We start from the raw sequence: 24,324 nt of genomic DNA on the forward strand, positions 1-24,324 counted from the left end.
ATGGTAACAAAGCCGGATGCGAGGCGGGCGTCGCCGCGGAAGACCGTGGATGCGTGGGCTCAGCGCTCCGCGTCCAGGCCGCCCAGGCGCGGCTCGCCCGGGTCGAAGGGGGCGTCGAGCGACTGCGAGAGCTCGGACAGGAGGGCGTCCACCTGCGGTTCGACGAACTCCGTCACGGCGCTCTGCACGCGGAGCCGGTGATGGAGCAGGATCGCGCACACCTCTCGTCCGACGAGGTTCGCGTAGTCGTCGGCGAGACCGACCTCCTGCCGGAGGGCGGCCTTCGCCTCCGCGCTGAGGGGCGGCAGGGCGGGCACCGCGGCATCCATCTCCTGGGCCAGACCCGAGATCGTGAAGAGGAACGGCGCGCCGGGGGTCGGGTCGGGATCCAGCGGCAGGCCCTCGTACTCGGGCTCGAGGCCCTCCATGGGGCGGTAGCTGCGTGCGCGGTTGCGGGCCGCCTGCTGGTCGAGCTCCGCCTGCAGCATCGGCAGATTCTGCGCCGTGTACGTGGCCACGGCGTGGTCGACGATCGTCTTGATGCGGGTCGACAGCCCGTGCTGCACGCCGTGCGGGACGTCGGCACCGAGACCGACCGCCGACAGGATGGGCGAGCCGAAACAGCGACGACAGGGCGCCGTGCGTCCGCGGTGGGTCGCCGGCTCCCACCGGGGAAGCCAACGCAGCCAGGCATCCACCGCTTGGCCGACCTGCGTCTCGAGGGAGCGCTCCACCCCTCTACGGTAGCCCGCACGCGTGCGTGCTCGAGGGATCCGTGCGGAATCCTAGTCGTCGCGCTCCCATGGCCATCGCGGCACACCGGGTCCGGAGCGGGCGGCGACCGCGGCTCCGGCCCCCGCGAGCGCGCCCGCGATGACGATGACCGCCGCGACCCATGACACCGCCAGGCTCGCCCCGATGCCCAGGGCACGGAGCGGATCGGTCCCCGTCACGGTGGCACCGACGGCTACGCCCACGCAATAGGAGGCGGCCGCCACGAGACCCGTCAGCACGGCGGACCCGGCTCCCGCCCTGCCGCGCGGGAGCGCCCACGCGGTCACCGCCGCGAACCCGGCCACGGCGAGGATGGTGCCCAGGATGCCGGGGGCCTGGCCGAGCCCCGGTTCGGCGATGACGGCCTCACCCGTCAGCAGCGAGACCATGCCCAGCGCGAAGACGAGGAGCGCGAAGAACCCGGCCGTCGCGAAGGCGAGGATCGCGCGTTCCCGACCGCGACGACCGGGGTCCGCTCCTGCGGGGCCCCGGTCGTCGTCGGTCATGGGCTTGTACCGAACCCTAGGAGCGGACCAGCTGCGGGCCGGCTTCGAGCGTGCGCTCGTACTCCCGCTGGGCCGTCTCGTTGAGCTCGCGAACGCGGCGACCGCGGGCGGCGATCCATGCGCCGTACCAGATCGTGAGCTCACGCCCGATGACGAAGGCGGCGAAGGCGAGCGGCGCGACCACCTGGGCCTCGATGAGCTCGGCCCCCTCCGTGCGCGTGAGCTGCCAGAACGGAGCCTGGAACAGCTGACCGACCAGGTGGGCACCGTACGCGACGAAGCCCAGGAGAAGGCCCCAGATCACCCAGTGACCCCACCGGCCCGTGTTGATGATTGCGCCCAGCAGCCAGAAGCCGAGGAAGAACACCACGGTGGCGGTCCACAGCCACCACGACTGGAGCGCCGAGAGGGCGCCGTCGACGAGGGTGGAGAGCGTGTAAGTGCCATCCAGCAGCCCGAAGGCGAGCGCGCACGCGAGGTACAGCGCCGCGAAGCTGAGGGCGGCCAGCAGACCGATGAGACCGGCCGCGGCACGGTTGCCGCGGGCTCGGGGCGGTTCGGGAGCCTGCACGAAGATGTGCTGCGGCCCACCGAAAGCGGCGCCCGCGACGGGCTCGGCCCCGGACGCGGGTTCGGAGGCGGTGACGGCGGCACGCTCGGAGGAGCGCGCCGGTGCGTCGGAGGCGAGCGCGGCGGTCGGCGCGTCGGACCGCGCGGACGCGGCCTCGATGTAGGAGAGGTCGCCCGATCGCCCCGTGTCGCCCGCGTCGGAGGGGCGGTCGGCGGCGGGCGGCGTGTAGCTCGAACCGGGGACGCCGGCGGAGCGGTGCGCGGATGCCGCGGCATCCGTCCCGTCGGCGCGCGCGGCGCGCGCGTCGGTCGTCGAGCCCTCGTCGGAAGAGGAGCCCCGCTGCGCGGCTTCGGCGTCGGCGAGGCCCTGATTGGCGCGGACCACCACGTCGTCATCGGTGGGTCGCGGCTCCTCGACGGGGTCGCCGGGAGCTCTGCCTGCGTCGCTCATGGGTGCACTCCTCACACGGGGACTGTCCCCGCTCGCGTCAGGCTACCCCGGGGGCGCGCCGGCGTCCGTCAGGCATGCCGGGTGCGTGTCACAGCCGATCACGGCCAGATGCGGGACTCGATGGCGTCCTGCGGCACCGGCGGCCCGGGAAGGGTGCGCACCGTCGCGAGCCAGAGGTCGCCGCGCACGACGTGCTCCTCCGCTCGGTCATCCTCTCCGGCGGGCTTGGCGCACGCCACCCCGTCGGTGACCTGCTGACACTCGAAGCCCGCCCCGCCGAGCACCCCCGCCACCGTCGTGGCGGCCACCGGGGCGACGCGCGACAGCGTCACCGTGGCGGCCCCCGACGCATCCGTCCATGCGCACGAGACGAGCACGCTCGCGCCCAGCGCGTCGGCGAGGTCGGTCACCGCCGTCTGCGGCGCAGTCGCCCCCTCCTGGAGGGCGAGGCCGGCCGAAGAGGTCAGCTGCTGCCAGTTCGAGGGCGGGTAGAGCTCTTCGCACGTGCCGGGAGGGCCGGCGCGCTCGACCTCGATCGCCTCTCCCGCACCGCCCGATTCCTCTCCTGCGGCGGGGGACTCCGGAGGCACCGACACGGTGGGGGCGGGTCCCGGCCCGAGCGTCCCCGCGACCGCGCCCTGCGCCCACGCGACCACGACGGGCGTCATCGGATAAGCCAGCCAGGCCAGGCCCGCGACGACCGCGAAGGCGATGAGCCCGATGGGCCAGGCCAGCCACAGGCTCCGCCCACCGATCCGCGCCATTCCTCCACCTCCGACAAGCCCGTCCGCGCAGAACCATATCCCGCGTCGCGCCGGCCGCCGCGAGCCATGCCGTGCAACGCCGAAGGGCCCCGCACGGATGCGGGGCCCTTCGGGTGAAGCGGGTGGATCAGTTGTAGGTGCCGGGCGTGAAGTCGTCCGTCGAGAAGCTGTCGAAATCGACGAACCCGAGGTCGGCCTCGGAGTACACGCCGTCCGACGCGAACACCCGGTTGGGGTACCGCTCCGACTTCGCCTCCTCCGTGGCCTCGACCACGACGTTGCGATACTTCGCCAGACCCGTACCGGCCGGGATCAGCTTTCCGATGATCACGTTCTCCTTCAGGCCGACCAGCGGATCGCTCCTGCCCTCCATGGCGGCCTGCGTGAGCACGCGGGTCGTCTCCTGGAAGGACGCGGCCGACAGCCACGACTCGGTCGCGAGCGACGCCTTCGTGATGCCCATCAGCTCCGGGCGACCGGACGCGGGGCGCTTGCCCTCGGCGACCGCCTGGCGGTTGATGTCGATGAAGCGACGCGAGTCGACCAGCTCACCGGGCAGCAGGGTCGTGTCGCCGTGGTCGACGACCGTGACCTTGCGCAGCATCTGGCGCACGATGACCTCGATGTGCTTGTCGTGGATCGGCACACCCTGCGAGCGGTACACGCCCTGCACGCCGCCGACGAGGAACTTCTGCACCTCGCGGGCACCCTGCACGCGCATGATGTCCTTCGGGTCGAGCGTTCCGACCTGCACCGGGTCGCCCACCTCGACGTGCTGACCGTCCTCGACGAGGAGGGTCGCACGCTTGAGGACCGGGTACACCTTGGGCTCGTCGCCGTCGTCGGGAGTGATGATGACCTTGCGGGTCTTCTCCGTCTCGTCGATCGTGACGCGACCGGCGACCTCTGCGATGGGCGACGCACCCTTGGGGGTACGGGCCTCGAAGAGCTCCTGCACGCGGGGCAGACCCTGCGTGATGTCGTCGGCCGAGGCCGAGCCACCGGTGTGGAAGGTGCGCATCGTCAGCTGCGTGCCGGGCTCACCGATCGACTGGGCCGCGATGATGCCGACGGCCTCGCCGATGTCGACGAGCTTTCCGGTCGCGAGCGAGCGTCCGTAGCACTTGGCGCAGACGCCGACCGCCGAGTCGCAGGTGAGCACGGAGCGCACCTTGATCGAGGTCACTCCGGCGCCCACGAGGCGGTCGATCAGCACGTCGCCGACGTCGGAGCCGGCATCCGCGAGAACCTCACCCTTGGCGTCGACCACGTCGGCCGCCAGGGTACGGGCGAACACCGAGTTCTCGACATTCTTGTCCTTGATCAGCTCGCCGTCGGCACCCTCGGCCGCGATGACGTACTCGAGGCCCTTGCCGGTGCCGCAGTCCGTCTCGCGGATGATGACGTCCTGCGAGACGTCCACCAGGCGACGGGTCAGGTAGCCCGAGTCGGCGGTACGCAAGGCGGTGTCGGCGAGACCCTTGCGGGTACCGTGCGTGGCGATGAAGTACTCCGCCACCGACAGCCCCTCGCGGTACGAGGAGATGATCGGACGCGGGATGATCTCGCCCTTGGGGTTGTTCACCAGGCCTCGCATACCCGCGATGTTCCGGATCTGCAGCCAGTTGCCACGAGCGCCCGAGGACACCATGCGGTTGATGGTGTTGTCGACCGGGAAGTTCTCGCGCATCGCGACCTGCACCTCGTCGGTGGCCTTGGTCCAGATGTCGATGAGCTCCTTGCGGCGCGCACCGTCGTCGATGAAGCCCATCTCGAAGTCGTCCTGGACCTTCGCGGCGGCGGCCTCGTACTTCGAGACGATCTCGGCCTTGTTCGGAGGCGTCAGGATGTCGGACAGCGCCACGGTGACACCCGAACGGGTGGCCCAGTAGAAGCCGGCGTCCTTGATGCGGTCGAGCGTGGCCGCGACCTCGCCGGGGTACTCCTCGGCGAGCTTGTTGACGATCTGCGACAGCTTGCCCTTGTCGGCCTGCTCCCGCACGAAGGGGTAACCCTTGGGCAGCGCGTCGTTGAAGATCGCCTGACCGAGGGATGCCTCGACGAGACCGTGGCGGTCGTAGTCCTCGGGGGCCTCGCCCTCGAGGAACGACAGCCCCTGGATGCGGATGCGCGCCTTGGCCTGCAGGTCGAGGGTGCCCTCCTCGCGAGCCATGATCGCCTCGGAGACCGAGCCGAACACACGACCCTCGCCCGCGGCGCCCTCCTTGATCGTCGTGAGGTGGTGCAGACCGATGATCATGTCCTGCGAGGGCAGGGTCACCGGGCGGCCGTCCGACGGCTTCAGGATGTTGTTCGACGCCAGCATGAGCAGGCGGGCCTCGGCCTGAGCCTCGACCGACAGCGGAAGGTGCACAGCCATCTGGTCGCCGTCGAAGTCCGCGTTGAAGGCGGCGCAGACCAGCGGGTGGAGCTGGATGGCCTTGCCCTCGACGAGCTGCGGCTCGAACGCCTGAATGCCCAGGCGGTGCAGGGTGGGTGCACGGTTAAGCAGCACGGGGCGCTCGCGGATGATCTCCTCGAGCACGTCCCAGACCTCGGGACGCGTGCGCTCGACGGCGCGCTTGGCGGCCTTGATGTTCTGCGAGTGACCGAGGTCGATGAGGCGCTTGATCACGAACGGCTTGAACAGCTCGAGCGCCATCTGCTTGGGCAGACCGCACTGGTGCAGCTGCAGCTGCGGACCGACGACGATGACCGAACGGCCCGAGTAGTCGACGCGCTTGCCGAGCAGGTTCTGGCGGAACCGTCCCTGCTTGCCCTTGAGCATGTCGGAGAGCGACTTCAGCGCGCGGTTTCCGGTGCCCGTCACGGGGCGGCCGCGGCGGCCGTTGTCGAACAGCGCGTCGACGGCCTCCTGCAGCATCCGCTTCTCGTTGTTGACGATGATCTCGGGAGCACCGAGGTCGATCAGGCGACGGAGGCGGTTGTTGCGGTTGATCACGCGGCGGTACAGGTCGTTCAGGTCGCTCGTGGCGAACCGGCCGCCGTCGAGCTGGACCATCGGGCGCAGCTCGGGCGGGATGACCGGAACGACGTCGAGCACCATCGCGGCGGGGCTCATGCCCGTCGAGAGGAACGAGTTGACGACCTTGAGGCGCTTGATCGCACGGATCTTGCGCTGCCCGCGGCCCTCGGCGATCTGCAGGTGCAGCGCCTCGGCCTCGGCGGCCAGGTCGAAGTCCTGCAGGCGCTTCTGGATCGCCTCGGCGCCCATGTGCGCCTCGAAGTAGAGGCTGAAGCGGTCCTGCAGCTCCTGGAAGACGTCGTCCTCGGGCTTGAGGTCGCCGACCTTGAGGCCCCGGAAGTCCTCCCACACGCGCTCCAGGCGAGCGATCTGCTCGTCGAAGCCCTTGCGGGTCTGCGCCATCTCCTTCTCGGCGGCGTCCTTGACCTTCTTCTTCTGGTCGGCCTTGGCGCCCTCTGCCTCGAGCGAGGCGAGCTCCTCCTCCAGCGTGCGGAGGCGGGCGGCGATGCGCGAGTCGCGCTGGTCGCCGAGCGTCTTCAGCTCGAGACGCAGCTCGTTCTCCAGCTGGGGCATGTCGGCGTGACGAGCATCCTCGTCGACCGAGATGACCATGTACGCCGCGAAGTAGATGACCTTCTCGAGGTCCTTCGGAGCCATGTCGAGCAGGTACCCGAGGCGCGAGGGCACGCCCTTGAAGTACCAGATGTGGGTAACGGGCGCGGCGAGCTCGATGTGGCCCATGCGCTCGCGGCGGACGGAGGACTTGGTGACCTCCACGCCGCAGCGCTCGCAGACGATGCCCTTGAAGCGCACGCGCTTGTACTTGCCGCACGAGCACTCCCAGTCACGGCTGGGTCCGAAGATCTGCTCGCCGAAGAGGCCGTCCTTTTCGGGCTTGAGCGTGCGGTAGTTGATGGTCTCGGGCTTCTTGACCTCGCCGTAAGACCAACGACGGATGTCGTCGGCGGTGGCCAGGCCGATGCGAAGCTCATCGAATGTTGTTGCGTCGAGCACTAGTTCTCCTGTGCGTCTGAAGAGTCGAATTCGTTATCGGGCCTGGCTCAGATCTCGTCGATCGACGAGGACTCGAACCGGGAGGAGATGTTGATGCCGAGCTCCTCGGCGGCGCGGAAGGCGTCGTCGTCGGTGTCTCGGAGGTTGACCGCCGTGCCGTCGGCCGAGAGCACCTCGACGTTCAGGCAGAGCGACTGCATCTCCTTGATGAGCACCTTGAAGGACTCGGGGATGCCGGGCTCCTGGATGTTCTCGCCCTTGACGATCGCCTCGTACACCTTGACGCGGCCGAGGATGTCGTCGGACTTGATCGTGAGGAGCTCCTGCAGCGCGTACGCGGCACCGTAGGCCTCGAGCGCCCACACCTCCATCTCACCGAAGCGCTGGCCGCCGAACTGCGCCTTACCACCCAGCGGCTGCTGCGTGATCATCGAGTACGGGCCCGTCGAGCGTGCGTGGATCTTGTCGTCGACGAGGTGGTGCAGCTTCAGGATGTACATGTAGCCGACCGAGACGGGGTCGGGGAACGGCTCGCCCGAGCGCCCGTCGAACAGGCGCGTCTTGCCGGAGGAGTCGATGAGGCGGTCGCCGTCGCGGGTGGGGAGGGTCGAGTCGAGCAGACCCCGGATCTCCTCCTCGCGCGCGCCGTCGAAGACGGGCGTGGCGACCTTGGTGCCGGGGGCTGCCTCACGGGCCTCCTCGGGCAGCAGCTGCGCCCACTCCGGGTTCCCCTCGACCTTCCAGCCCTGCTTCGCGATCCACCCGAGGTGGGTCTCGAGCACCTGGCCGAAGTTCATCCGGCCCGGGATGCCGAGCGGGTTGAGCACGACGTCGACCGGCGTGCCGTCGGGGAGGAAGGGCATGTCCTCGACCGGGAGGATCTTCGCGATGACACCCTTGTTGCCGTGGCGGCCGGCGAGCTTGTCGCCCTCGGTGATCTTGCGCTTCTGGGCGATGTAGACCACGACGCGGCGGTTGACGCCCGAGCCGAGCTCGTCGTCGCCGTCCTCGGCGTTGAACTCCTTGACCGCGATGATCGTGCCCTGCTCACCGTGGGGCACCTTCAGCGACGTGTCGCGGACCTCGCGGCTCTTCTCGTTGAAGATCGCGCGCAGCAGTCGCTCCTCGGCCGAGAGCTCGGTCTCGCCCTTGGGCGTGACCTTGCCGACCAGGATGTCGCCGGGGCGGACCTCGGCGCCGATGCGGATGATGCCGCGCTCGTCGAGGTCCTTCAGCAGGTCGGGGCTGACGTTGGGGAGGTCACGGGTGATCTCCTCCTTGCCGAGCTTGGTGTCGCGCGCGTCGACCTCGTACTCCTCGATGTGGATCGAGGAGAGGGTGTCGTCCTTCACCAGATCCTGGTTGAGGATGATCGCGTCCTCGAAGTTGTGACCCTCCCACGGCATGAACGCCACGAGGAGGTTCTTGCCGAGGGCCAGCTCGCCGTTCTCGGTGGCGGGACCGTCGGCGATGACCTCGCCGACCTCGACCCGCTCGCCGGCGCTCACGACGACGCGCTGGTTGTAGGAGGTGCCCTGGTTGGAGCGGTCGAACTTGCGCAGGTAGTAGTCCTGCGTTCCGCCCTCGTCGAGCTGCACGGTCACGACGTCGGCGGAGACCTCCATCACGACGCCGGCCTTCTGCGCCGTGATGACGTCGCCGGCGTCGACGGCCGCGTAGCCCTCCATACCGGTGCCCACGAACGGCGAGTCGCTGCGCAACAGCGGCACGGCCTGACGCTGCATGTTGGCGCCCATGAGCGCGCGCTGCGCGTCGTCGTGCTCGAGGAAGGGCACGAGCGAGGTCGCGACCGACACCATCTGGCGCGGCGAGACATCCATGTACCCGATCTCCTCGGGGTGGAAGAGGTCGACCTCGCCGCCCTTGCCGCGGCGGGCGAGGACGCGCTCCTCGACGAAGTGGCCGTCGGCCTTCAGGGGCGCGTTGGCCTGGGCGACGATGAAGTCGTTCTCCTCGCTGGCGGTGAGGTAGTCGATGTCGTCGGTGACGCGGCCGTCGACCACGCGACGGTACGGCGTCTCGATGAAGCCGAACGCGTTGATCCGGGCGAACGAGGCGAGCGAGCCGATCAGACCGATGTTCGGGCCTTCCGGCGTCTCGATCGGGCACATGCGGCCGTAGTGCGACGGGTGGACGTCGCGGACCTCGACGCCGGCGCGCTCACGGGACAGACCGCCGGGACCGAGCGCCGAGAGGCGGCGCTTGTGGGTCAGGCCCGCGAGCGGGTTGTTCTGGTCCATGAACTGCGACAGCTGGCTCGTTCCGAAGAACTCCTTGATCGCGGCGACGACGGGGCGCACGTTGATCAGGGTCTGGGGCGTGATGGCCTCGATGTCCTGCGTCGTCATGCGCTCGCGCACGACGCGCTCCATGCGCGAGAGACCCGTGCGGACCTGGTTCTGGATGAGCTCTCCGACGGCGCGGATGCGGCGGTTGCCGAAGTTGTCGATGTCGTCGACGTCGAGGCGGATCTCGGCGGTCTTGCCGCCGCGGATCCCCTCGAAGGTCGCGTCGCCGCGGTGCAGACGGACGAGATACTTGATCGTCGCGACGATGTCGTCGACGGTGAGCACCGAGTCCGACAGGGCCGTGTCGAGACCGAGCTTCTGGTTGATCTTGTACCGACCGACCTTGGCCAGGTCGTAGCGCTTCGGGTTGAAGTAGAAGTTGTCCAGCAGCGCGCGGGCGGCCTCGGCGGCGACCTGCTCGCCCGGACGGAGCTTGCGGTAGATGTCGCGGAGCGCGTCTTCCTTCGTGAGGATCGTGTCCTTCGACAGCGTCTCCTCGATCGAGTCGAAGCCGGCGAACTCGTTCAGGATGTCCTCGCTGGTCAGGCCCAGCGCCTTGAGGAAGACGGTCACCGACTGCTTGCGCTTGCGGTCGATGCGCACGCCGACCTGGTCGCGCTTGTCGACCTCGAACTCGAGCCACGCGCCGCGGCTCGGGATGATGCGCGCCGAGACGATGTCCTTGTCACTCGTCTTGTCGGGCGTCTTGTCGAAGTACACACCGGGCGAGCGCACGAGCTGCGAGACGACGACGCGCTCGGTGCCGTTGATGATGAACGTGCCCTTGTCGGTCTGGAGCGGGAAGTCGCCCATGAAGACCGTCTGCGTCTTGATCTCACCGGTCTGGTGGTTCATGAACTCGGCCTCGACGTACAGCGGTGCGGCGTAGGTCTTGCCCCGCTCCTTGCACTCCTCGATCGAGTACTTCTCGGGCTCGAGGTAGGGGTTCGTGAACGACAGCTGCATCGTCTCCGAGAGGTCCTCGATCGGCGAGATCTCCTCGAAGATCTCCTCGAGTCCGCTCTTGAGTGCGATGTCGGTGCGACCGGCGGCCTGCGCCTCGGCCAGGCGCGTCTGCCACGCCTCGTTGCCGACGAGCCAGTCGAACGACTCGGTCTGCAGTGCCAGCAGGTCGGGGACCGTCAGCGTGTCGGAGATCTTGGCGAACGAGAGACGCGAAGCTCCGCGTCCGTTCTTGGTGGGGGTGGTGGATGCGTTGCGCGCAGCAGCCAAGGGGATAACCTCCATGGGCCCGGTGAGGGGCCGCTAGATTCCTTGTCGTGGGTGGATTGCTCGTCTTTCCCCGATATCCTGTCGCCGCACGCCGCTCACGCGGGGGGCGCACAGAACCAGCCGACCACCATATGAAGGCAGGGGGAACCTAGGAGCGCAAACAGCCACTATACGTCGATTGCCGCGCTGTGTCCAGCGTGATCCTTGACGGGTTTTCGTTCCTACGGTATAAACGCGCCCGAGCTCGCCCACCCCCGAGTCCTCCGTCTCTGGACGCGAGGGCCCCTCGGGGCCACAATGAACCGCATGACCGCGGGGAACGGTGCACCGACGCGTGCGATCCGCACACCGGACCAGCGGCTTCGGATCTTCGTCTCCTCGACGCTGCGCGAACTCGAAGCCGAGCGCCGGGCTGCGCGCGCGGCCATCGCGGGGCTGCGCCTGGCCCCCGTGATATTCGAGCACGGTCCCCACGCCGCGGCGCTGCAGGCGGCGATCGACCGCGGACGCGAGTACGGCGTCCTCGAGGCGGCCGAGTACGCCCTCGCCGGCGTGCCGGACACGGAAGCCGCGGCGACGATCAGTGCGTGGCGTGCCGAGGCACGCACCTGACGCCGGTCAGGGCGCCCGCCGCGCGTGCCGGAAGCGCAGGAGCGTGCCCGGCCGCGCCTGCCCGACGGCGTCGAGGGATGCCGCGGCGACGACCGCGATGACCGGGTATCCGCCCGTGACCGGTCCGTCGGCGAGGAGGACGGTGGGCTGGCCGGACGGCGGCACCTGGATGGCGCCGGGCACCATCGGCTCGCTCGGCAGCTCCCCGCCGCGGAGGCGCTCGATCGGAGGACCCTCGAGCCGGATGCCGACACGATCGGCCTCGGCGCCCACGCGCCAGGATGCGTCGAAGAGCAGTCGCAGCGCGTCGGGGGAGAACCAGTCGGCGCGCGGCCCCTCCGCGAGCTCGATCTCGAGGATGTCGGGCGGCACGCTCCACGGCACCACGTCGACGGGCGGCACGGGGCCCGCGGCATCCTCGCCCGCCTCGAGCGCATCGCCCGCCGCGAGGTGCGGCAGCCCGATCCCCGCGAGTCGATCGGTCGCCCGCGACCCCGCGACGACGGGCGCCCGGATGCCGCCCCGCACCGCCGCGTACGCGCGGGCGCCGTGCTGCGCCCAGCCCAGGCGCAGCTCGGTCCCCGCCGGCCAGAGCAGGGCGCGCTGCGCGTCGACGGCCACCCCGTCGATCGTGACGGCGGGCGCCGCGCCGGTGATCGCGATCCACTGGTCCGAGCGGGCGCGGGCCCGGAACCCGCCGAGGGTGATCTCGATGCCCGCGGCGGTTTCGCGATTGCCGACCAGCCGGTTCCCCAGGCGCAGCGCCGCGCGGTCGAGCGCACCGGAGACGGCCACGCCGACCGCCGCGTGGCCGGGACGCCCCAGATCCTGCACGGTCGCCAGCAGCCCCGGTTCGAGGACCTCGATGCCCCCCGCGCCCCGGTCCGCGGGGGGCATCGGGGCCGCGGCCGCGGCCGAGCGCGCACGACCGGGTCGCCACGTGACCCGCGTGCCGGGAGCGAGCAGTGCGGGCCTTTCCCGGACGGGGTCGAACAGCACCGCGCCGGTCGTGCCGATCAGGCGCCAGCCGCCGGGGGTGGCCCGGGGGTAGGCGCCGGTGAACTCGCCCGCCAGACCCACGGCGCCCGGCGGCACACGGGTGCGGGGCGCCTCGAGGCGGGGCACCTCGAAGGACCAGTCGGGCGCGACGAGGTAGGCGAAGCCGGGCGCGAAGCCGCCGAAGGCGACGGTCCACGCTGCGCCCGCGTGCCGCGCGGCGAGCGCCTCGGCGCCCATCCCCAGCATCCGCGCGGTCTCGTCGAGGTCGGGCCCGTCGTACACGATGGGAAGCTCGACGCCGACGGCCGGTCCCGGTGACGCGGAGCCCCCTTCGTCGTGCGCGGCGCGGATCCATGCCCGCGCCGCGGCGACGGGGAGCACCCCGGGGTCGAACTGCACCAGCACGGTGCGCGCCGCGGGCACGATATCGACGACGCCGCGGGGCGCCGACCCCGCGAGCGCCTCGCGCAGCGCCGTCGCCTCCGCAAGCCCGGCGACCTCGGCGAGCACGGCGCGGTCCCCCATCGGCAGCAGCCGGAGCACGGGCGCCCCGCCCGCGGCGCCCACCGCACCGCGACCGGCGTCGGGGCTCACCACGGCGCGCGCACCTCGACCCCCGCGGCATCCAGCGCCGCCCTCACGGCACGGGCCATCTCGACCGCGGCGGGCGTGTCGCCGTGAAGGCACAGGGATGCCGCGCCGGCGACGACCTCGCCGCCGTCCTCCGCCTCGACGACGCCGTCGAGGGCGAGCCTGACGGCGCGCCGCGCGACGAGGGCGGAGTCGTGCAGCAGGTCGCCCCGCTGTCCGCGCGGCACGAGGGTGCCGTCGGGGCGATAGCCGCGATCCAGGAACGCCTCGCGGACGAAGGGGAGCCCGGCGCGCTCGGCCGCCCGCGCGATGGCGCCGTCGAGCCCGAGGATCGGCAGCGGGCTGCCAACCCTTTCCGAGAGCTCGGCGACGACCGCCACGACGGCGTCCGCCTGGCCCGCATCGACCGTGACGGCGTGGTAGAGCGCGCCGTGCGGCTTGACGTAGCGGATGTCGGCGCCCGCGCGCCGCAGCGCCGCGAGCTGACCCGCGACGCTCGCACGCAGCTCGCCGGGCGGGAGGGACACGGCCCGCCGGCCGAAGCCGGCCCGGTCGGGGTAGGACGGGTGCGCACCGACGGCGACGCCGCGCTCGCGGGCGCGCCGCGCGGCATCCGCCATCGAGCGGTCGTCGCCCGCGTGTCCGCCGCACGCGATGCTCGCGCTCGAGACGACCTCGAACATCGCCGCGTCGTCGGCCGTGGCGACGCCGTCGACGGTCTCGCCCAGGTCGGCGTTGAGATCGATGACGGCCACGCCCCCACGCTAGCCCCGGGGCTGTCGGTACGGTGGTGCACATGGCCAGAACCCGCCGGGGCGATGCCGCCGAGCCGCCCCAGGCGCGCCTGGGCGACGGGACCCTGGCGCGCATCGTGCCCTCGCCGTACACCTCGGGGCACGAACTCGAGGTCGACGGCACACCCCAGTCGCACGTCGATCTCGACGACCCCACGCACCTGCACTTCGAGTACATCGGGCGGATGGCCGCCGTGATCGACCGGCTGCGGATGCCGGGGCAGCCGCTCACCGCGGTGCACCTGGGCGCGGGCGCCATGACGCTGCCGCGCTACATCGCACACACCCGCCCCGGGTCCCGGCAGCAGGTGATCGAGCTGGAGCAGCCCCTCATCGACCTCGTGCGAGAGCACCTCCCCCTTCCCGCCGGGGCCTCGATCCGCACCCGCATCGGCGACGCCCGTACCGTGCTCGGGAACCTGCCCGCGGGCCTTCGCGGCCAGGTCGACCTGCTCGTCTCCGACGTGTTCGCGGGATCGCAGACCCCCGCCCACCTGACCTCGGCGGAGTTCTACGACGCCGCGCTGGCGCTCCTCGCCGACGACGGCGTGCTCCTGGTCAACGTCGCCGACGGCGCCGGGCTGCGGTTCGCCCGAGGACAGGTGGCGACCGTGCGGGGCGCCCTCCCGCACGTCATCGTGCTCGCGGAGGTGCAGGTGCTGAAGGGGCGCCGTTTCGGGAACCTCGTGATCGCGGCGTCGTCGTCGCCGCTGCCCACCGAGTGGCTGCCGCGACTCATGGCGGCGGGACCCCACCCCGCCAAGGTGGCCGCGGGGGCGGAGCTCGACGCGTTCGTCGCGGGGGCGCGCGTCGTGCACGATGCGGATGCCGAGGCATCCCCGCGCCCGTCCTCGTCGCTGTTCCGATGATCGCGGCGCGCCAGGCACGGGGACGCACGGTCCTCGTTGCAGACTGTCAGGGCACGCCGGCCGGTTCGGGTCCGGGGCGAGTGAGGAGGTCACGGTGAGCTACATCCACGGGTACGATCCCGAGACTCTTCGCGAGATCATCGATCCCGCCGAATGCCTGGCACGCCTGGACGAGCTCGGAGACAAGCGCAGTCTGCCCTCCCTCCTGGAGCGGGTCTGGCTGCTGAAGGTGCTCGAACGGCTCGACGACGCGCTCGTCGTCTCGGAGGAGTCCGTCCGCGTGGCCCGCATGGCCGGCACCCGCAAGGACCTCCTGCGAGCGCGCATCCTCCACGCGACGGTGCTGCAGCGCCGCGGCGCGTTCGCCGCCGCGGCTCACGAGCTCGACACGTGCGCCGAGGAGGCCGAGGGCCAGGGATGGGCCTCGATCGCCGCCTTCGCGGCCCAGCACCGGGGCAAGGTCCACTACGAGGCCGGCGCCTTCGATCTCGCCCGCCGCGACTTCAAACGGGCTCTCTTCCTGCGGCAGGAGTCGGGAGCCTCCGACGCAGAGCTGGAATCGACGCTGCTCGCGGTGGATGCCGCCGACCGACGCCGCACCCGCGACGTCGTCGCCAGCTGACCCGCGTGTCGTAGGCACGCTCTACCCTCACGCCATGTCCGATCTGCAGCGCGTGCGCGTGTGGGCCGAAGCCCTCATCGCGCTCCACCTCGACGAGACGTGGTCGTTCGCTTTCGACAACGCCAAGCGCCGCGCCGGCCTGTGCGACTACACGCGACACCGCATCAGCGTGTCGCGGTACCTCACGGCGCGGTACGACGACGAGACGAACCACCAGACGCTGCTGCACGAGGTGGCGCACGCCCTCGCGGGCCCCGCCGCGGGGCACGGTCGCACGTGGAAGCGCATCGCGCGCGAACTGGGCTACACCGGGGGCACGACGCATCACGGCGAGACGGCCACCGAGCTCGCTCCGTGGGTGGGCACCTGTCCGGCGGGCCACCTCGCCTACCGGCACCGGCGCCCGACGCGACCCGCCTCCTGCGCGCAGTGCGCGCGCCGCTTCGACGAGCGCCACCTCTTCGTCTGGCAGCGCCGCGAGATCACCCCCGCCGAGAGGCTCGCCGCCCTGACGCCCCGCTGACCGGCGCCGTCTCGCCGTCGCGGCGGCCCCGCCGGCTCAGAGCGGCCGGAATCCGCCGTCGCGGAGCACAGGCACGACGCCGGCGCTGTCGTGGACGGCGGCGCCCGCGACCGCGTCGCGCTCGCCTCGTGCGGCCATTGCGCGACCCGATCCGCTCGCCGTGAGCAGGTGCCGCACGGCTCCGCGCAGCGCCCGGAAGCCCTCCGCCGCGACGGCCGCGTCGGGAGAGGTGTGGTCGATCCCGAGGTCGCCGAGCGCCGCCACGACGGCCCCGGCCCCGAGCTGGTCCTCGACCGCCGGGTGCACGAGGTCCGCGGCATCCGGCGCGACGAGCTCGCCCGCGGCGATGATCGCGACGCTCGTGCGGCCCGCGCGGCGGGTCTGCTCGGCGAGGACGGCCTCCGCGACCGCCCGGGCGTTCACCAGGCCGGCCGCGAGAACGATCGCGTCGGGCCCTGCGACGCGCGCGATCTCGCCGACCACGGGGTCGAGGCGATCGAGCAGGATCTCCTCGCCGGCCGCGGCGGCCTCGACCGCCCTCGTCGAGGAGTCGAGCACGTCGACGACGACGACGACGTCGGACGGCGCGAGGCGGGCCAGGCCCGCGGGGCCCCACTCGAGACGCACCTGGTACGTCGACTGGTCGTGTGGGCGGGGCGCGGGGCTCGAGGTCACCCCGAGAGCCTACGGCGACGCCACGGAGGCGGACAATCCGAGCCGACGCGGATGAGAGACTGCGGGCATGCGCATTCTGCTCAAGCACGTGATCGACTGCGATGCGGATGCCGCGTGGCGCGCCCTGCACTCGCCCGCCGCCGTGGCGGAGCTGTATGGTCCGCTCCTCACGATGCGCCCCCTGGCTCCGACCCCGCTGCCGACGCGGTGGGAACCGGGCACCGACGCCGCCGTCCAGCTGGAGGTGGCGGGACTACCCGCCGGCCGGCAGTTCCTCCACCTCAGCGACCGGACGGCGACCGAGCGGGACGGGCGTGTGCGCATCCTCCGCGACAGCGGCATCCCGCTGACGGGGCCTCTCGCCGCGCTGGATGTGTGGGACCACCAGATGGCGGTCTCCCCCGCGCCCGGCGACCCCGCACGCACCCTCTGGCGCGAGCGTCTCGTGATCGGAGGGGCCGCGGCGCCCGTCCTGTGGCCCGGGCTGTGGGCCCTCTGGCAGTGGCGTGCGGCCCGCATCCGCGGGCTCGCCCCCTCGTGGGCCTACGACCCGCCCGAGCCCGACGCCGGCTGAGCGGACGCAGCCCCGCAGGTCCGGCATCCGGCGCCTCCCGAGCATGACGTCTCCCGCTCAGCGGTAGACGTCGAGCGACCCCGGCAGCATCTCCACGCGCACGGAGAGCCGGGGCCCCTCGCCGCCCGTCCGGGCCGTCGCGACGGTCTCGACCTCGCCGTCGTGCACGAAGGGCGGGATGCCGCGGGCGACGTCCGCGCGGAGCGCGATCTCGATGCGAGGGGTCAGGACGCGCTCGATGTCGGTGGCGCGCGGCATGAGCCGCAGCGCCCGGAGCACCGACACCGTACGGCGCCCGAAGGCGAGCGACGCCATCGCCCGCACGCGCGGGCCCCGGGCGTGCACGATCCGCACATCGAGCACGTCGTCGTCGACGAGCCAGCGCTGCATCGTCGCGATGCGCTCGGGCGAGTTGCGGCCCACCCCCACGAACACCGACCACACCCGCATCCGCCGCCCGTCGATCTCGACCTCCAGCGGGTCGGCGCGGCGCAGCACCCGCACGGCCGCGACGACGCCGGCGACCCACTTCCCGAGGCGACCGCGCAGCCGGTCGCGCTGCGCGACGAAGTCGGGATAGATGCCGAGGGCGCCCGTGTTGAGCACCGTCATCTCGCCCTCACCCGCGTCGAGGACCGCGACGCCGACCCGCACACCGCGCCCGGCGACGAACGCGTCGAGCGCCGCGTCGGGGGTGTCGATGCCGAGGGCCCGCGCGAAGTGGTTGAAGGTGCCGCCAGGCAGCACGAGCAGTGGCAGCCCGGCATCGCGGGCCGCCTGCGCCGCCGAGGCCACCGACCCGTCGCCGCCGAGGACGCCGAGCACGCGGGGCGGCTCGGCTCCGGCGAGCGCGGCCGCGAGCACGCCGCCGGGGGTGTCGTCGCCGGTGAGCGCGTGGATGCGCGCGGCGGGCAGGCGCTCGCGGATGCCCGGAAGCGGGTCGGCGCGCACGACGGCGGTTCCGGCCGATCGGTTGGTGAGCAAGAGCACGCCCGCACCGTCGGGGGACGTGGGAAGGTCGATGCTCATTGCAGCGACCATACCCTCACGAGACGGAGCCCGTGGTGGGCGGGCGGGAATCCACCGCGCGATGTATTCCGGCGGAGGCGGTCGTACGCTGATGCCATCGCGCCCGCCGGCGGGGTGGGCGCCCGAGCCTCGACGAAAAGGAGGTTCCCATGTCCGTCAGCCCGACGCACCCCACCCCCGGTGTCCTGAAGGCGATCGTCGGCGAACCCGAGGTCGTCGAGGACTCCGCGCCGGATGCCGCGGCCGTCGCCCTCGCGGCGGGCGTCGAGCGCTCGGAGAGCTGGCTCGGCCTGCGGGAGGCCGTCTCGGCCCTGCAGGGCCTGCAGGCGCCGGACGGGTCGGTACCGGACCCCCGCGATCACGATGTCGCGCGCGCCCACGCGACGCGCATCCGCGCCGCGATCGCCGAGCTCGCTCCCCGGTTCCCGCATGACGCGTCCTATCTCGCGGCATGCGGAGCGGATCTGCGACGCTGGGCCGAGGGGGGCTTCGGGGTGCCCGACTTCCTGGACGCCCTCGTCGCCTTCCACCCCGAGCGGCACCGCATCGACGGGCTCCGCCACCTCGTGGTCTTCCCGATGTACACCCAGAACGGCTCGCGCGAGCGGCTGCTGGAGGCCGTGCTCGTCGAGACGATTTGGCCCGAGGCGATCGCCGCGCTCGAGGCCGGGGACTACGGCAACCGGCTGTTCGTCTCGCTGCGGCTCGTGGACTTCACGGCGGGGTACGACACCGACTCCGCCGTGCTGTTCCCCGAGACGGTGGCCGTGCGCGAGGTGCCGGAGTTCACGTGGGGGGCGATCTTCCAGGACAGGGAGGCCGCCCGATACCGGCGGGTGGTCGCGGCGGCGGCCGAGGTGACGAAGCTGGCGATGCCGGCGGATGCGCAGCGGATGCTGGATGACCAGCACCTCGCCGAGCAGACCTTCGTGATGTGGGACCTCATCCACGACCGCACCCACATGCGAGGCGACCTGCCCTTCGACCCGTTCATGATCAAGCAGCGGATGCCGTACTTCCTCTACTCGCTCGAGGAGCTGCGGTGCGACCTGACGGCGTATCGGGAGTGCGTGGACATCGAGCGCCGCCTGAGCGCTCACGCGGAGCGCTCGGACCTCGAGGAGGAGACGCGGGAGAAAGCGCGGCTCGTGCAGTACGCCGTCGTGTTCGATCGCATCTTCCGCTTCGCCCTCACGGGGTCCCGCGTGCGCAACTACGACGGGCTCGGCGGCCAGCTGCTGTTCGCGTGGCTGCACCAGCGCGGCGTGCTGCACTGGACGGACACGGCCCTCCGCGTCGACTGGGACGACGCGCCCGCCGCGGTCGTCGCCCTGGGCGACGCGATCGACGAGCTCTACTGGCGCTCGATCGACCGCCCGAAGGTCGCCCACTGGCTCGCGGCGTACGAGCTCATCCGCGGCGTTCTCACCCCTCATCCGGCGTCGGCGTGGGCCGCGGGCCTGCCGCCCGCGGTGCTCGCCGGCCCGCCTAGGGGCTACACCGACGCCGTGCTCGAGGACGAGTTCCCGCTGTCGATGTTCTACGAGGCCCTCGAGCACAAGCTGCGCCCCGTCATCGCCTCGACGCGCGGCATCCGGGCCTGAAACCCGCCCCGCGATCCGCGCGCGGCTGCCTCGTAGGCTGTGGGGGTGACCCCCCTCCACGACGGCGCCGTGCGCGGATTCGCCTCCGACAACTACTCCGGCATCCACCCCGAGGTGCTCGCCGCCATCGCCGCGGCCAACGACGGGCACCAGGTCGCCTACGGCGAGGACGCCTACACCCGGCGGCTGCAGGAGGTGTTGCGGGGGCACTTCGGCGACGGGGCCCTGGCGTTCCCCGTCTTCAACGGCACGGGCGCGAACGTCGTCGGGCTGCAGTCGATGCTGCCGCGGTGGGGCGCCGTCGTCACGGCCTCCTCGGCGCACATCAACGTCGACGAGGGCGGGGCGCCCGAGCGGGTCGCGGGCATCAAGCTGCTGGCGGTGCCGACGGATGACGGGAAGCTCACCCCCGAGCTGATCGATCGCGAGGCGTGGGGGTGGGGTGACGAGCACCGCGCCCAGCCGCTGGTCGTGTCGATCACGCAGTCGACCGAGCTCGGCACGGTCTACACCCCCGCGGAGGTGCGCGCGATCGCCGACCACGTTCACGAGCGGGGCATACGCCTGCACATGGACGGCGCGCGGCTGTCGAACGCCGCGGCATCCCTCGGCGTTCCGCTGCGCGCGCTCACCACCGACGCCGGCGTCGACGTGCTGAGCTACGGCGGCACGAAGAACGGCGCGATGATCGCCGAGGCGATCATCGTGATCGACCCGGCTGCGTCGGAGGGGCTGCGCTACCTGCGCAAGCTCGACATGCAGCTGTCGTCGAAGATGCGGTTCGTCTCGGCCCAGCTGTTGGCCCTCCTGGAGGGCGACCTGTGGCTGCGCAATGCGACGCACGCGAACACGATGGCGGCGCGGCTTCGCGCGGCGGTCGAGACGGGCACCGCCGACGGCTCGATACGCGGGGTCGTCTTCACCCAGCCGACGCAGGCGAACGCGCTCTTCGCGACGCTGCCCCCGGGGGTCGCCGACCGGCTTCGCGAGAGCTTCCGCTTCTACGACTGGGACAGGCGGACGAACGAGGTGCGCTGGGTGTGCTCGTTCGACACCACCGAAGGCGACGTCGATGCGTTCGCCGCGGAGCTCGCCCGCGAGACCACGTCTTAGCACACGAGTCATCCCGCAACGAGACGCTCTGTGTGCGGCTCGATCCTGATCACCACCGACTTCGACACCGGGGTGTTGCTGCCCTCGGCGGTGCTCTCCAGCGGAACCAAGACATTCGCCTCGGGGAAGTAGGCGGCAGCACACCCCGGTGCCGTGGGATATGCGACGGCGCGGAGCCCACGGAGCTCGCGGTCCGCGTCGCCGGGGAATTCGCTGAACACGTCCACCTGCTGGCCGTCGACCAGCCCCAGCGCGCTCAGGTCGTCAGGGTTGACGAGAATCACGGCGCGACCGTTCTTGATCCCTCGGTAGCGGTCATTCAAGCCATAGATCGTGGTGTTGAACTGGTCATGGGACCGGATCGTCTGCAAGAGCAGACGACCAGGCGGACATTCCACGTGCTCGAGTTCATTGACCGTGATCATCGCCTTGCGGGTCGGCGTCGGGAAGGTCCGGGAGTCGCGCGGCCCATGGGCGAGGACGAAACCGCCCGGCTGCCGGACTCGCTGGTTATAGCCCTCGCAGCCTGGTACGACTCGAGCGATGTGTTCCCGGATGGTGTCATAGTCTCGCTCGAATGCCGCCCAGTCGACGGGGATCGTATCGCCGAGAACCTCGCGTGCCAGCCGCGAGACGATGGCGACCTCCGAGAGAAGGCCGGGAGCGATCGGTTCGACTTGGCCGCGTGAGGGCCGGACGGCGCAGACGGTGTCCTCGACCGATACGAACTGTTCGCCGCTGTCCTGTCGGTCGATTTCGCTACGACCCAGCGTCGGCAGGATGAGCGCCTCCTCGCCGACGACCGTGTGTGATCGGTTTAGCTTGGTCGACACCTGCACCGTCAGCGCCGTGCGGGTCATCGCTTCCTCGGCCGTCGCCGAATCCGAGACCGCAGCAGCCAGATTGCCGCCCATCGCGAACCAGACCTTGACCCGCCCGTCGCGCATCGCCCGGATCGCCTGCACGCTGTCATGCCCGTGCTCGCGCGGAGGGGAGAAACCGAACTCGGCTTCGAGGGCGTCGAGGAACGCGTCGGGCATCTTCTCCCAGACCCCCATCGTGCGATCACCCTGCACGTTGCTGTGACCGCGGATCGGCGCTGCACCGGCGCCCGGCTTGCCGATGTTGCCGCGCAGCAGCAACAGGTTCATGATCTCCTTGATCGTGGGGACTGCCTTCTTGTGCTGGGTGAGGCCCATCGCCCAGGTGATGATCACGTTGTCCGCGGCCATGTACCTGGCCGCAAGGTCATCGATCTCGGCAGCGGTCAGTCCGGTTGCCTCCAGGACGGCCGACTCATCGAGGTCGTCGAGGTGGCGTTCGAACTCATCGAGCCCTTGACAGTGGCGGTCCAGGAAAGCGCGGTCGAGTACCGTTCCCGGCGCCGCCTTCTCTGCGGCGAAGACACGCCTCGACACCGCCTGCAACAGCGCCATGTCGCCGCCGAGGCGGACCTGCAGATACAGGTCGGCCAGTTGCGTGCCCTTGCCCACGATCCCCCGCACGGTTTGCGGGTTCTTGTAACGCAGGAGCCCGGCCTCCCGCAGCGGATTGATGGCCACGATCGAGGCGCCGGCTCGCTTGGCGTCCTCCAGTGCGGTCAGCATGCGCGGATGATTCGTGCCCGGATTCTGCCCCATGACGATGATCAGGTCGGACTTCTCGAAGTCGTCGTAGCCGATCGTCGCTTTCCCGACCCCGATCGCTTCCTCCATGGCCAGTCCGGACGACTCGTGGCACATGTTCGAACAGTCCGGAAGGTTGTTGGTGCCGAAGGCGCGCGCAAACAGCTGGTACACGAATGCGGTCTCGTTCGAGGCGCGCCCGCTGGTGTAGAACGCCGCTTCGTTCGGCGATGACAGGGCGTTCAGCCGATCGGCGATCACCGTGAACGCCGCATCCCAGCTGATCGGCCGATAGTGTGCGTCACCTTTCGCCTTGTAGACCGGCTCAACCAGCCGGCCTTGCTGACCCAGCCAGTACTCGCTCTTGGCACGCAGCTGAAGAATCGAATGCGATGCCCAGAACTGGGTCGGCACGGCGAGCGGCGTCGCCTCCCAGGTGACCGCTTTGGCGCCGTTCTCGCAGAATTCAGCGACCTTGCGGTGGTCGGGATCGGGCCACGCGCAGCTCATGCAGTCGAAGCCATCCTTCTGGTTCATCTTCGTGAGGAGCTTGACCGTCCGTCCCACGCCCATGCCGGTGAGCGCCGGAACGACCGAGTGGGTGACACCAGGGATACCCGCCGCCCATTTCATCGGAGCGGTCACGCGGACGCGGTCGCCGGTGTCCTCGCCACCTCGCGTCGTGCCTGCCATGTTGTCCGTCCTCCCCCGCCTATGAACACCAGAGTTTCGCTTCCGCGGGCGGCGCGTCAGCCGAAGAGTGACGCGCCGCTCGCGTGCGCGGTGGTGACAGGAGCGCTCCCCTTGCGCGCCTGTCGGTGTGTGTCAGCTTCTGTTCGCCGAGCGCGGGGCCCCGATCCCCGGGTCGATCTGCGTCGGTCCCGCGGACGAGGGCCGAACGTCGAAGTCGAAGATCGAAGTCGGCAGGTACACCGTCGAGCACGAGTTGGGAATATCCACCACGCCCGAGAGCCTGCCTTCGATGGGTGCGGCGCCCAGGAGCAGATAGGCCTGTTCGGGGCTGTATCCGAACTTCGTGAGGTAGTCGATCGCGTGCAGGCACGCGCGCTGGTACGACAGGTGCGAGTCGAGGTACCGCTGCTCGCCGTCCAGGGTCACCGAGGTCCCCGAGAATGCGAGCCATTCGCTGAACCGCGGGTCGACGTTGCCGGGCATGAAGATGGCGTTCTCCTGCACCCCGTAGGTATCCATTCCTCCCCGGATGATCTCGACTCGCAGGTCGATGAACCCGCCCATCTCGATTGCGCCACAGAAGGTGATCTCCCCGTCGCCCTGCGAGAAGTGGAGGTCGCCGACAGACAGGTTCGCGCCATCGACGAAGACCGGGTAGAAGATCCGCGTGCCCTTGGACAGGTTCTTGATGTCTTGGTTGCCGCCGTTCTCGCGCGGCGGCGCGGTACGGGCAGCCTCACCGGCGACGCGATCGACGTCGGATGCGGGCACTCCACCGAGTACCGCTTCTCGGGGTTCCGGAGGAAGCGCCAGCGGAGGCACGCGGTCCGGGTCGGTGGCGATCAGGTCCCGCTCACGCTTGTTCCACTTCGCAAGCAGCTCGGCGGAGGGCGCGGTTCCCATGAGCCCTGGGTGGATGAGTCCGGTGAAAGAGACGCCCGGGATGTGCCGCGAGGTCGCCGTCTGGCCGGAGAAGTCCCAGATCGCCTTGTACGCGTCGGGGAACTGATCGACCAGGAAGCCCCCACCGTTGTTCCGGGAGAAGATCCCCGTGTATCCCCACCCCTGCCCCGCGAGCGGGCCGGAATCCTCCTGCGGGATGGGGCCGACGTCGAGGATGTCGACGACGAGCAGGTCTCCCGGTTTCGCGCCCTCCACGGCGAACGGCCCGCTCAACTTGTGCACGGTCAGCAGCGGAGCATTGAGGATGTCGTCCGCTGAGTCGTCGTTGACGATGGCGCCGTCGAACCACTCTCGGCAGTCGACGCGGAACGAGTCCCCCGGCTTGACCGTGGCCACCGGCGGGATCTCCGGATGCCACCTGTTGTGGCCGATTTTCTCCTGGTCCTCGAACTTCTTCGTCGAGTCCAGCGGGAAGATGACGTCAGGCATTG

General features: G+C 70.8%; 19 protein-coding genes. 7 read left to right on the top strand and 12 right to left on the bottom strand.

The window, feature by feature from the left end; translation table 11 throughout:
- Positions 1 to 59 precede the first annotated feature (59 nt).
- From RYJ27_RS11595 to rpoB, 6 genes are all read right to left on the bottom strand, one after another.
- A complete protein-coding gene (locus tag RYJ27_RS11595; protein ID WP_330170451.1) occupies positions 60 to 734 on the bottom strand; it encodes a spermidine/putrescine ABC transporter substrate-binding protein in 675 nt (224 codons plus the stop codon).
- Positions 735 to 785: 51 nt separating this feature from the next.
- Complete coding sequence (locus RYJ27_RS11600; RefSeq protein ID WP_330170452.1) at positions 786 to 1,280, bottom strand: hypothetical protein; 495 nt, start codon at positions 1,278 to 1,280, stop codon at positions 786 to 788.
- 16 nt (positions 1,281 to 1,296) lie between these two features.
- Entirely contained in the window at positions 1,297 to 2,301 is a 1,005-nt protein-coding gene (locus RYJ27_RS11605) for an ABC transporter (protein WP_330170453.1), read from the bottom strand.
- A gap of 98 nt (positions 2,302 to 2,399) precedes the next feature.
- Positions 2,400 to 3,065 carry a hypothetical protein gene (locus RYJ27_RS11610; RefSeq protein WP_330170454.1) on the bottom strand — a complete coding sequence of 222 codons (666 nt, stop codon included), beginning with the start codon at positions 3,063 to 3,065 and terminating at the stop codon, positions 2,400 to 2,402.
- 127 nt (positions 3,066 to 3,192) lie between these two features.
- Entirely contained in the window at positions 3,193 to 7,065 is a 3,873-nt protein-coding gene (locus RYJ27_RS11615; RefSeq protein ID WP_330170455.1) for a DNA-directed RNA polymerase subunit beta', read from the bottom strand.
- 47 nt (positions 7,066 to 7,112) lie between these two features.
- On the bottom strand, positions 7,113 to 10,607 hold the full coding sequence (gene rpoB / locus RYJ27_RS11620) for a DNA-directed RNA polymerase subunit beta (RefSeq protein WP_330170456.1): 3,495 nt from the start codon (positions 10,605 to 10,607) through the stop codon (positions 7,113 to 7,115).
- A 306-nt stretch (positions 10,608 to 10,913) separates the two neighbouring features.
- Between rpoB and RYJ27_RS11625 the strand changes: the two genes are divergently transcribed.
- Entirely contained in the window at positions 10,914 to 11,219 is a 306-nt protein-coding gene (locus RYJ27_RS11625; protein WP_330170457.1) for a DUF4062 domain-containing protein, read from the top strand.
- Positions 11,220 to 11,225: 6 nt separating this feature from the next.
- On the opposite strand, the gene RYJ27_RS11630 is transcribed toward RYJ27_RS11625, so the two are convergent.
- Both RYJ27_RS11630 and pxpA read right to left on the bottom strand, forming a co-directional pair.
- On the bottom strand, positions 11,226 to 12,815 hold the full coding sequence (locus RYJ27_RS11630) for a 5-oxoprolinase subunit B/C family protein (RefSeq protein WP_330170458.1): 1,590 nt from the start codon (positions 12,813 to 12,815) through the stop codon (positions 11,226 to 11,228).
- Entirely contained in the window at positions 12,809 to 13,564 is a 756-nt protein-coding gene (gene pxpA / locus RYJ27_RS11635) for a 5-oxoprolinase subunit PxpA (RefSeq protein ID WP_330170459.1), read from the bottom strand. Before pxpA ends, RYJ27_RS11630 begins: the two co-directional genes overlap by 7 nt.
- A 41-nt stretch (positions 13,565 to 13,605) precedes the next feature.
- Between pxpA and RYJ27_RS11640 the strand changes: the two genes are divergently transcribed.
- The 3 genes from RYJ27_RS11640 (at position 13,606) to RYJ27_RS11650 (ending at position 15,617) form a co-directional block, all read left to right on the top strand.
- Complete coding sequence (locus RYJ27_RS11640) at positions 13,606 to 14,472, top strand: spermidine synthase (protein WP_330170460.1); 867 nt, start codon at positions 13,606 to 13,608, stop codon at positions 14,470 to 14,472.
- Between the two features lie 94 nt (positions 14,473 to 14,566).
- A complete protein-coding gene (locus RYJ27_RS11645; RefSeq protein WP_330170461.1) occupies positions 14,567 to 15,094 on the top strand; it encodes a hypothetical protein in 528 nt (175 codons plus the stop codon).
- A gap of 34 nt (positions 15,095 to 15,128) precedes the next feature.
- A complete protein-coding gene (locus RYJ27_RS11650; RefSeq protein WP_330170462.1) occupies positions 15,129 to 15,617 on the top strand; it encodes a SprT-like domain-containing protein in 489 nt (162 codons plus the stop codon).
- 36 nt (positions 15,618 to 15,653) lie between these two features.
- Here the strand turns inward: RYJ27_RS11650 and RYJ27_RS11655 are convergent, their stop codons facing one another.
- Positions 15,654 to 16,292, bottom strand: a complete 639-nt coding sequence (locus RYJ27_RS11655) for a 2-phosphosulfolactate phosphatase (protein WP_330170463.1) — start codon at positions 16,290 to 16,292, stop codon at positions 15,654 to 15,656.
- Positions 16,293 to 16,359: 67 nt separating this feature from the next.
- Between RYJ27_RS11655 and RYJ27_RS11660 the strand changes: the two genes are divergently transcribed.
- A complete protein-coding gene (locus RYJ27_RS11660; protein ID WP_330170464.1) occupies positions 16,360 to 16,866 on the top strand; it encodes a hypothetical protein in 507 nt (168 codons plus the stop codon).
- Positions 16,867 to 16,923: 57 nt separating this feature from the next.
- Here the strand turns inward: RYJ27_RS11660 and RYJ27_RS11665 are convergent, their stop codons facing one another.
- The gene (locus RYJ27_RS11665; RefSeq protein ID WP_330170465.1) at positions 16,924 to 17,895 is read right to left on the bottom strand and encodes a diacylglycerol/lipid kinase family protein; all 972 of its coding nucleotides are present in this window, start codon (positions 17,893 to 17,895) and stop codon (positions 16,924 to 16,926) included.
- Between the two features lie 149 nt (positions 17,896 to 18,044).
- On the opposite strand from RYJ27_RS11665, the gene RYJ27_RS11670 reads away from it, so the two are divergent.
- The gene (locus tag RYJ27_RS11670; RefSeq protein ID WP_330170466.1) at positions 18,045 to 19,499 is read left to right on the top strand and encodes a DUF6421 family protein; all 1,455 of its coding nucleotides are present in this window, start codon (positions 18,045 to 18,047) and stop codon (positions 19,497 to 19,499) included.
- 45 nt (positions 19,500 to 19,544) lie between these two features.
- Positions 19,545 to 20,612, top strand: coding sequence for a threonine aldolase family protein (locus tag RYJ27_RS11675; RefSeq protein ID WP_330170467.1), 1,068 nt, complete (start codon positions 19,545 to 19,547; stop codon positions 20,610 to 20,612).
- 8 nt (positions 20,613 to 20,620) lie between these two features.
- Here the strand turns inward: RYJ27_RS11675 and RYJ27_RS11680 are convergent, their stop codons facing one another.
- Entirely contained in the window at positions 20,621 to 22,930 is a 2,310-nt protein-coding gene (locus RYJ27_RS11680; protein WP_422732838.1) for an FdhF/YdeP family oxidoreductase, read from the bottom strand.
- Between the two features lie 132 nt (positions 22,931 to 23,062).
- Positions 23,063 to 24,322, bottom strand: coding sequence for a formamidase (fmdA, locus tag RYJ27_RS11685; RefSeq protein WP_330170468.1), 1,260 nt, complete (start codon positions 24,320 to 24,322; stop codon positions 23,063 to 23,065).
- Positions 24,323 to 24,324 lie beyond the last annotated feature (2 nt).

This window comes from Microbacterium limosum (genome assembly GCF_036324365.1).
Lineage (GTDB): Bacteria > Actinomycetota > Actinomycetes > Actinomycetales > Microbacteriaceae > Microbacterium > Microbacterium limosum.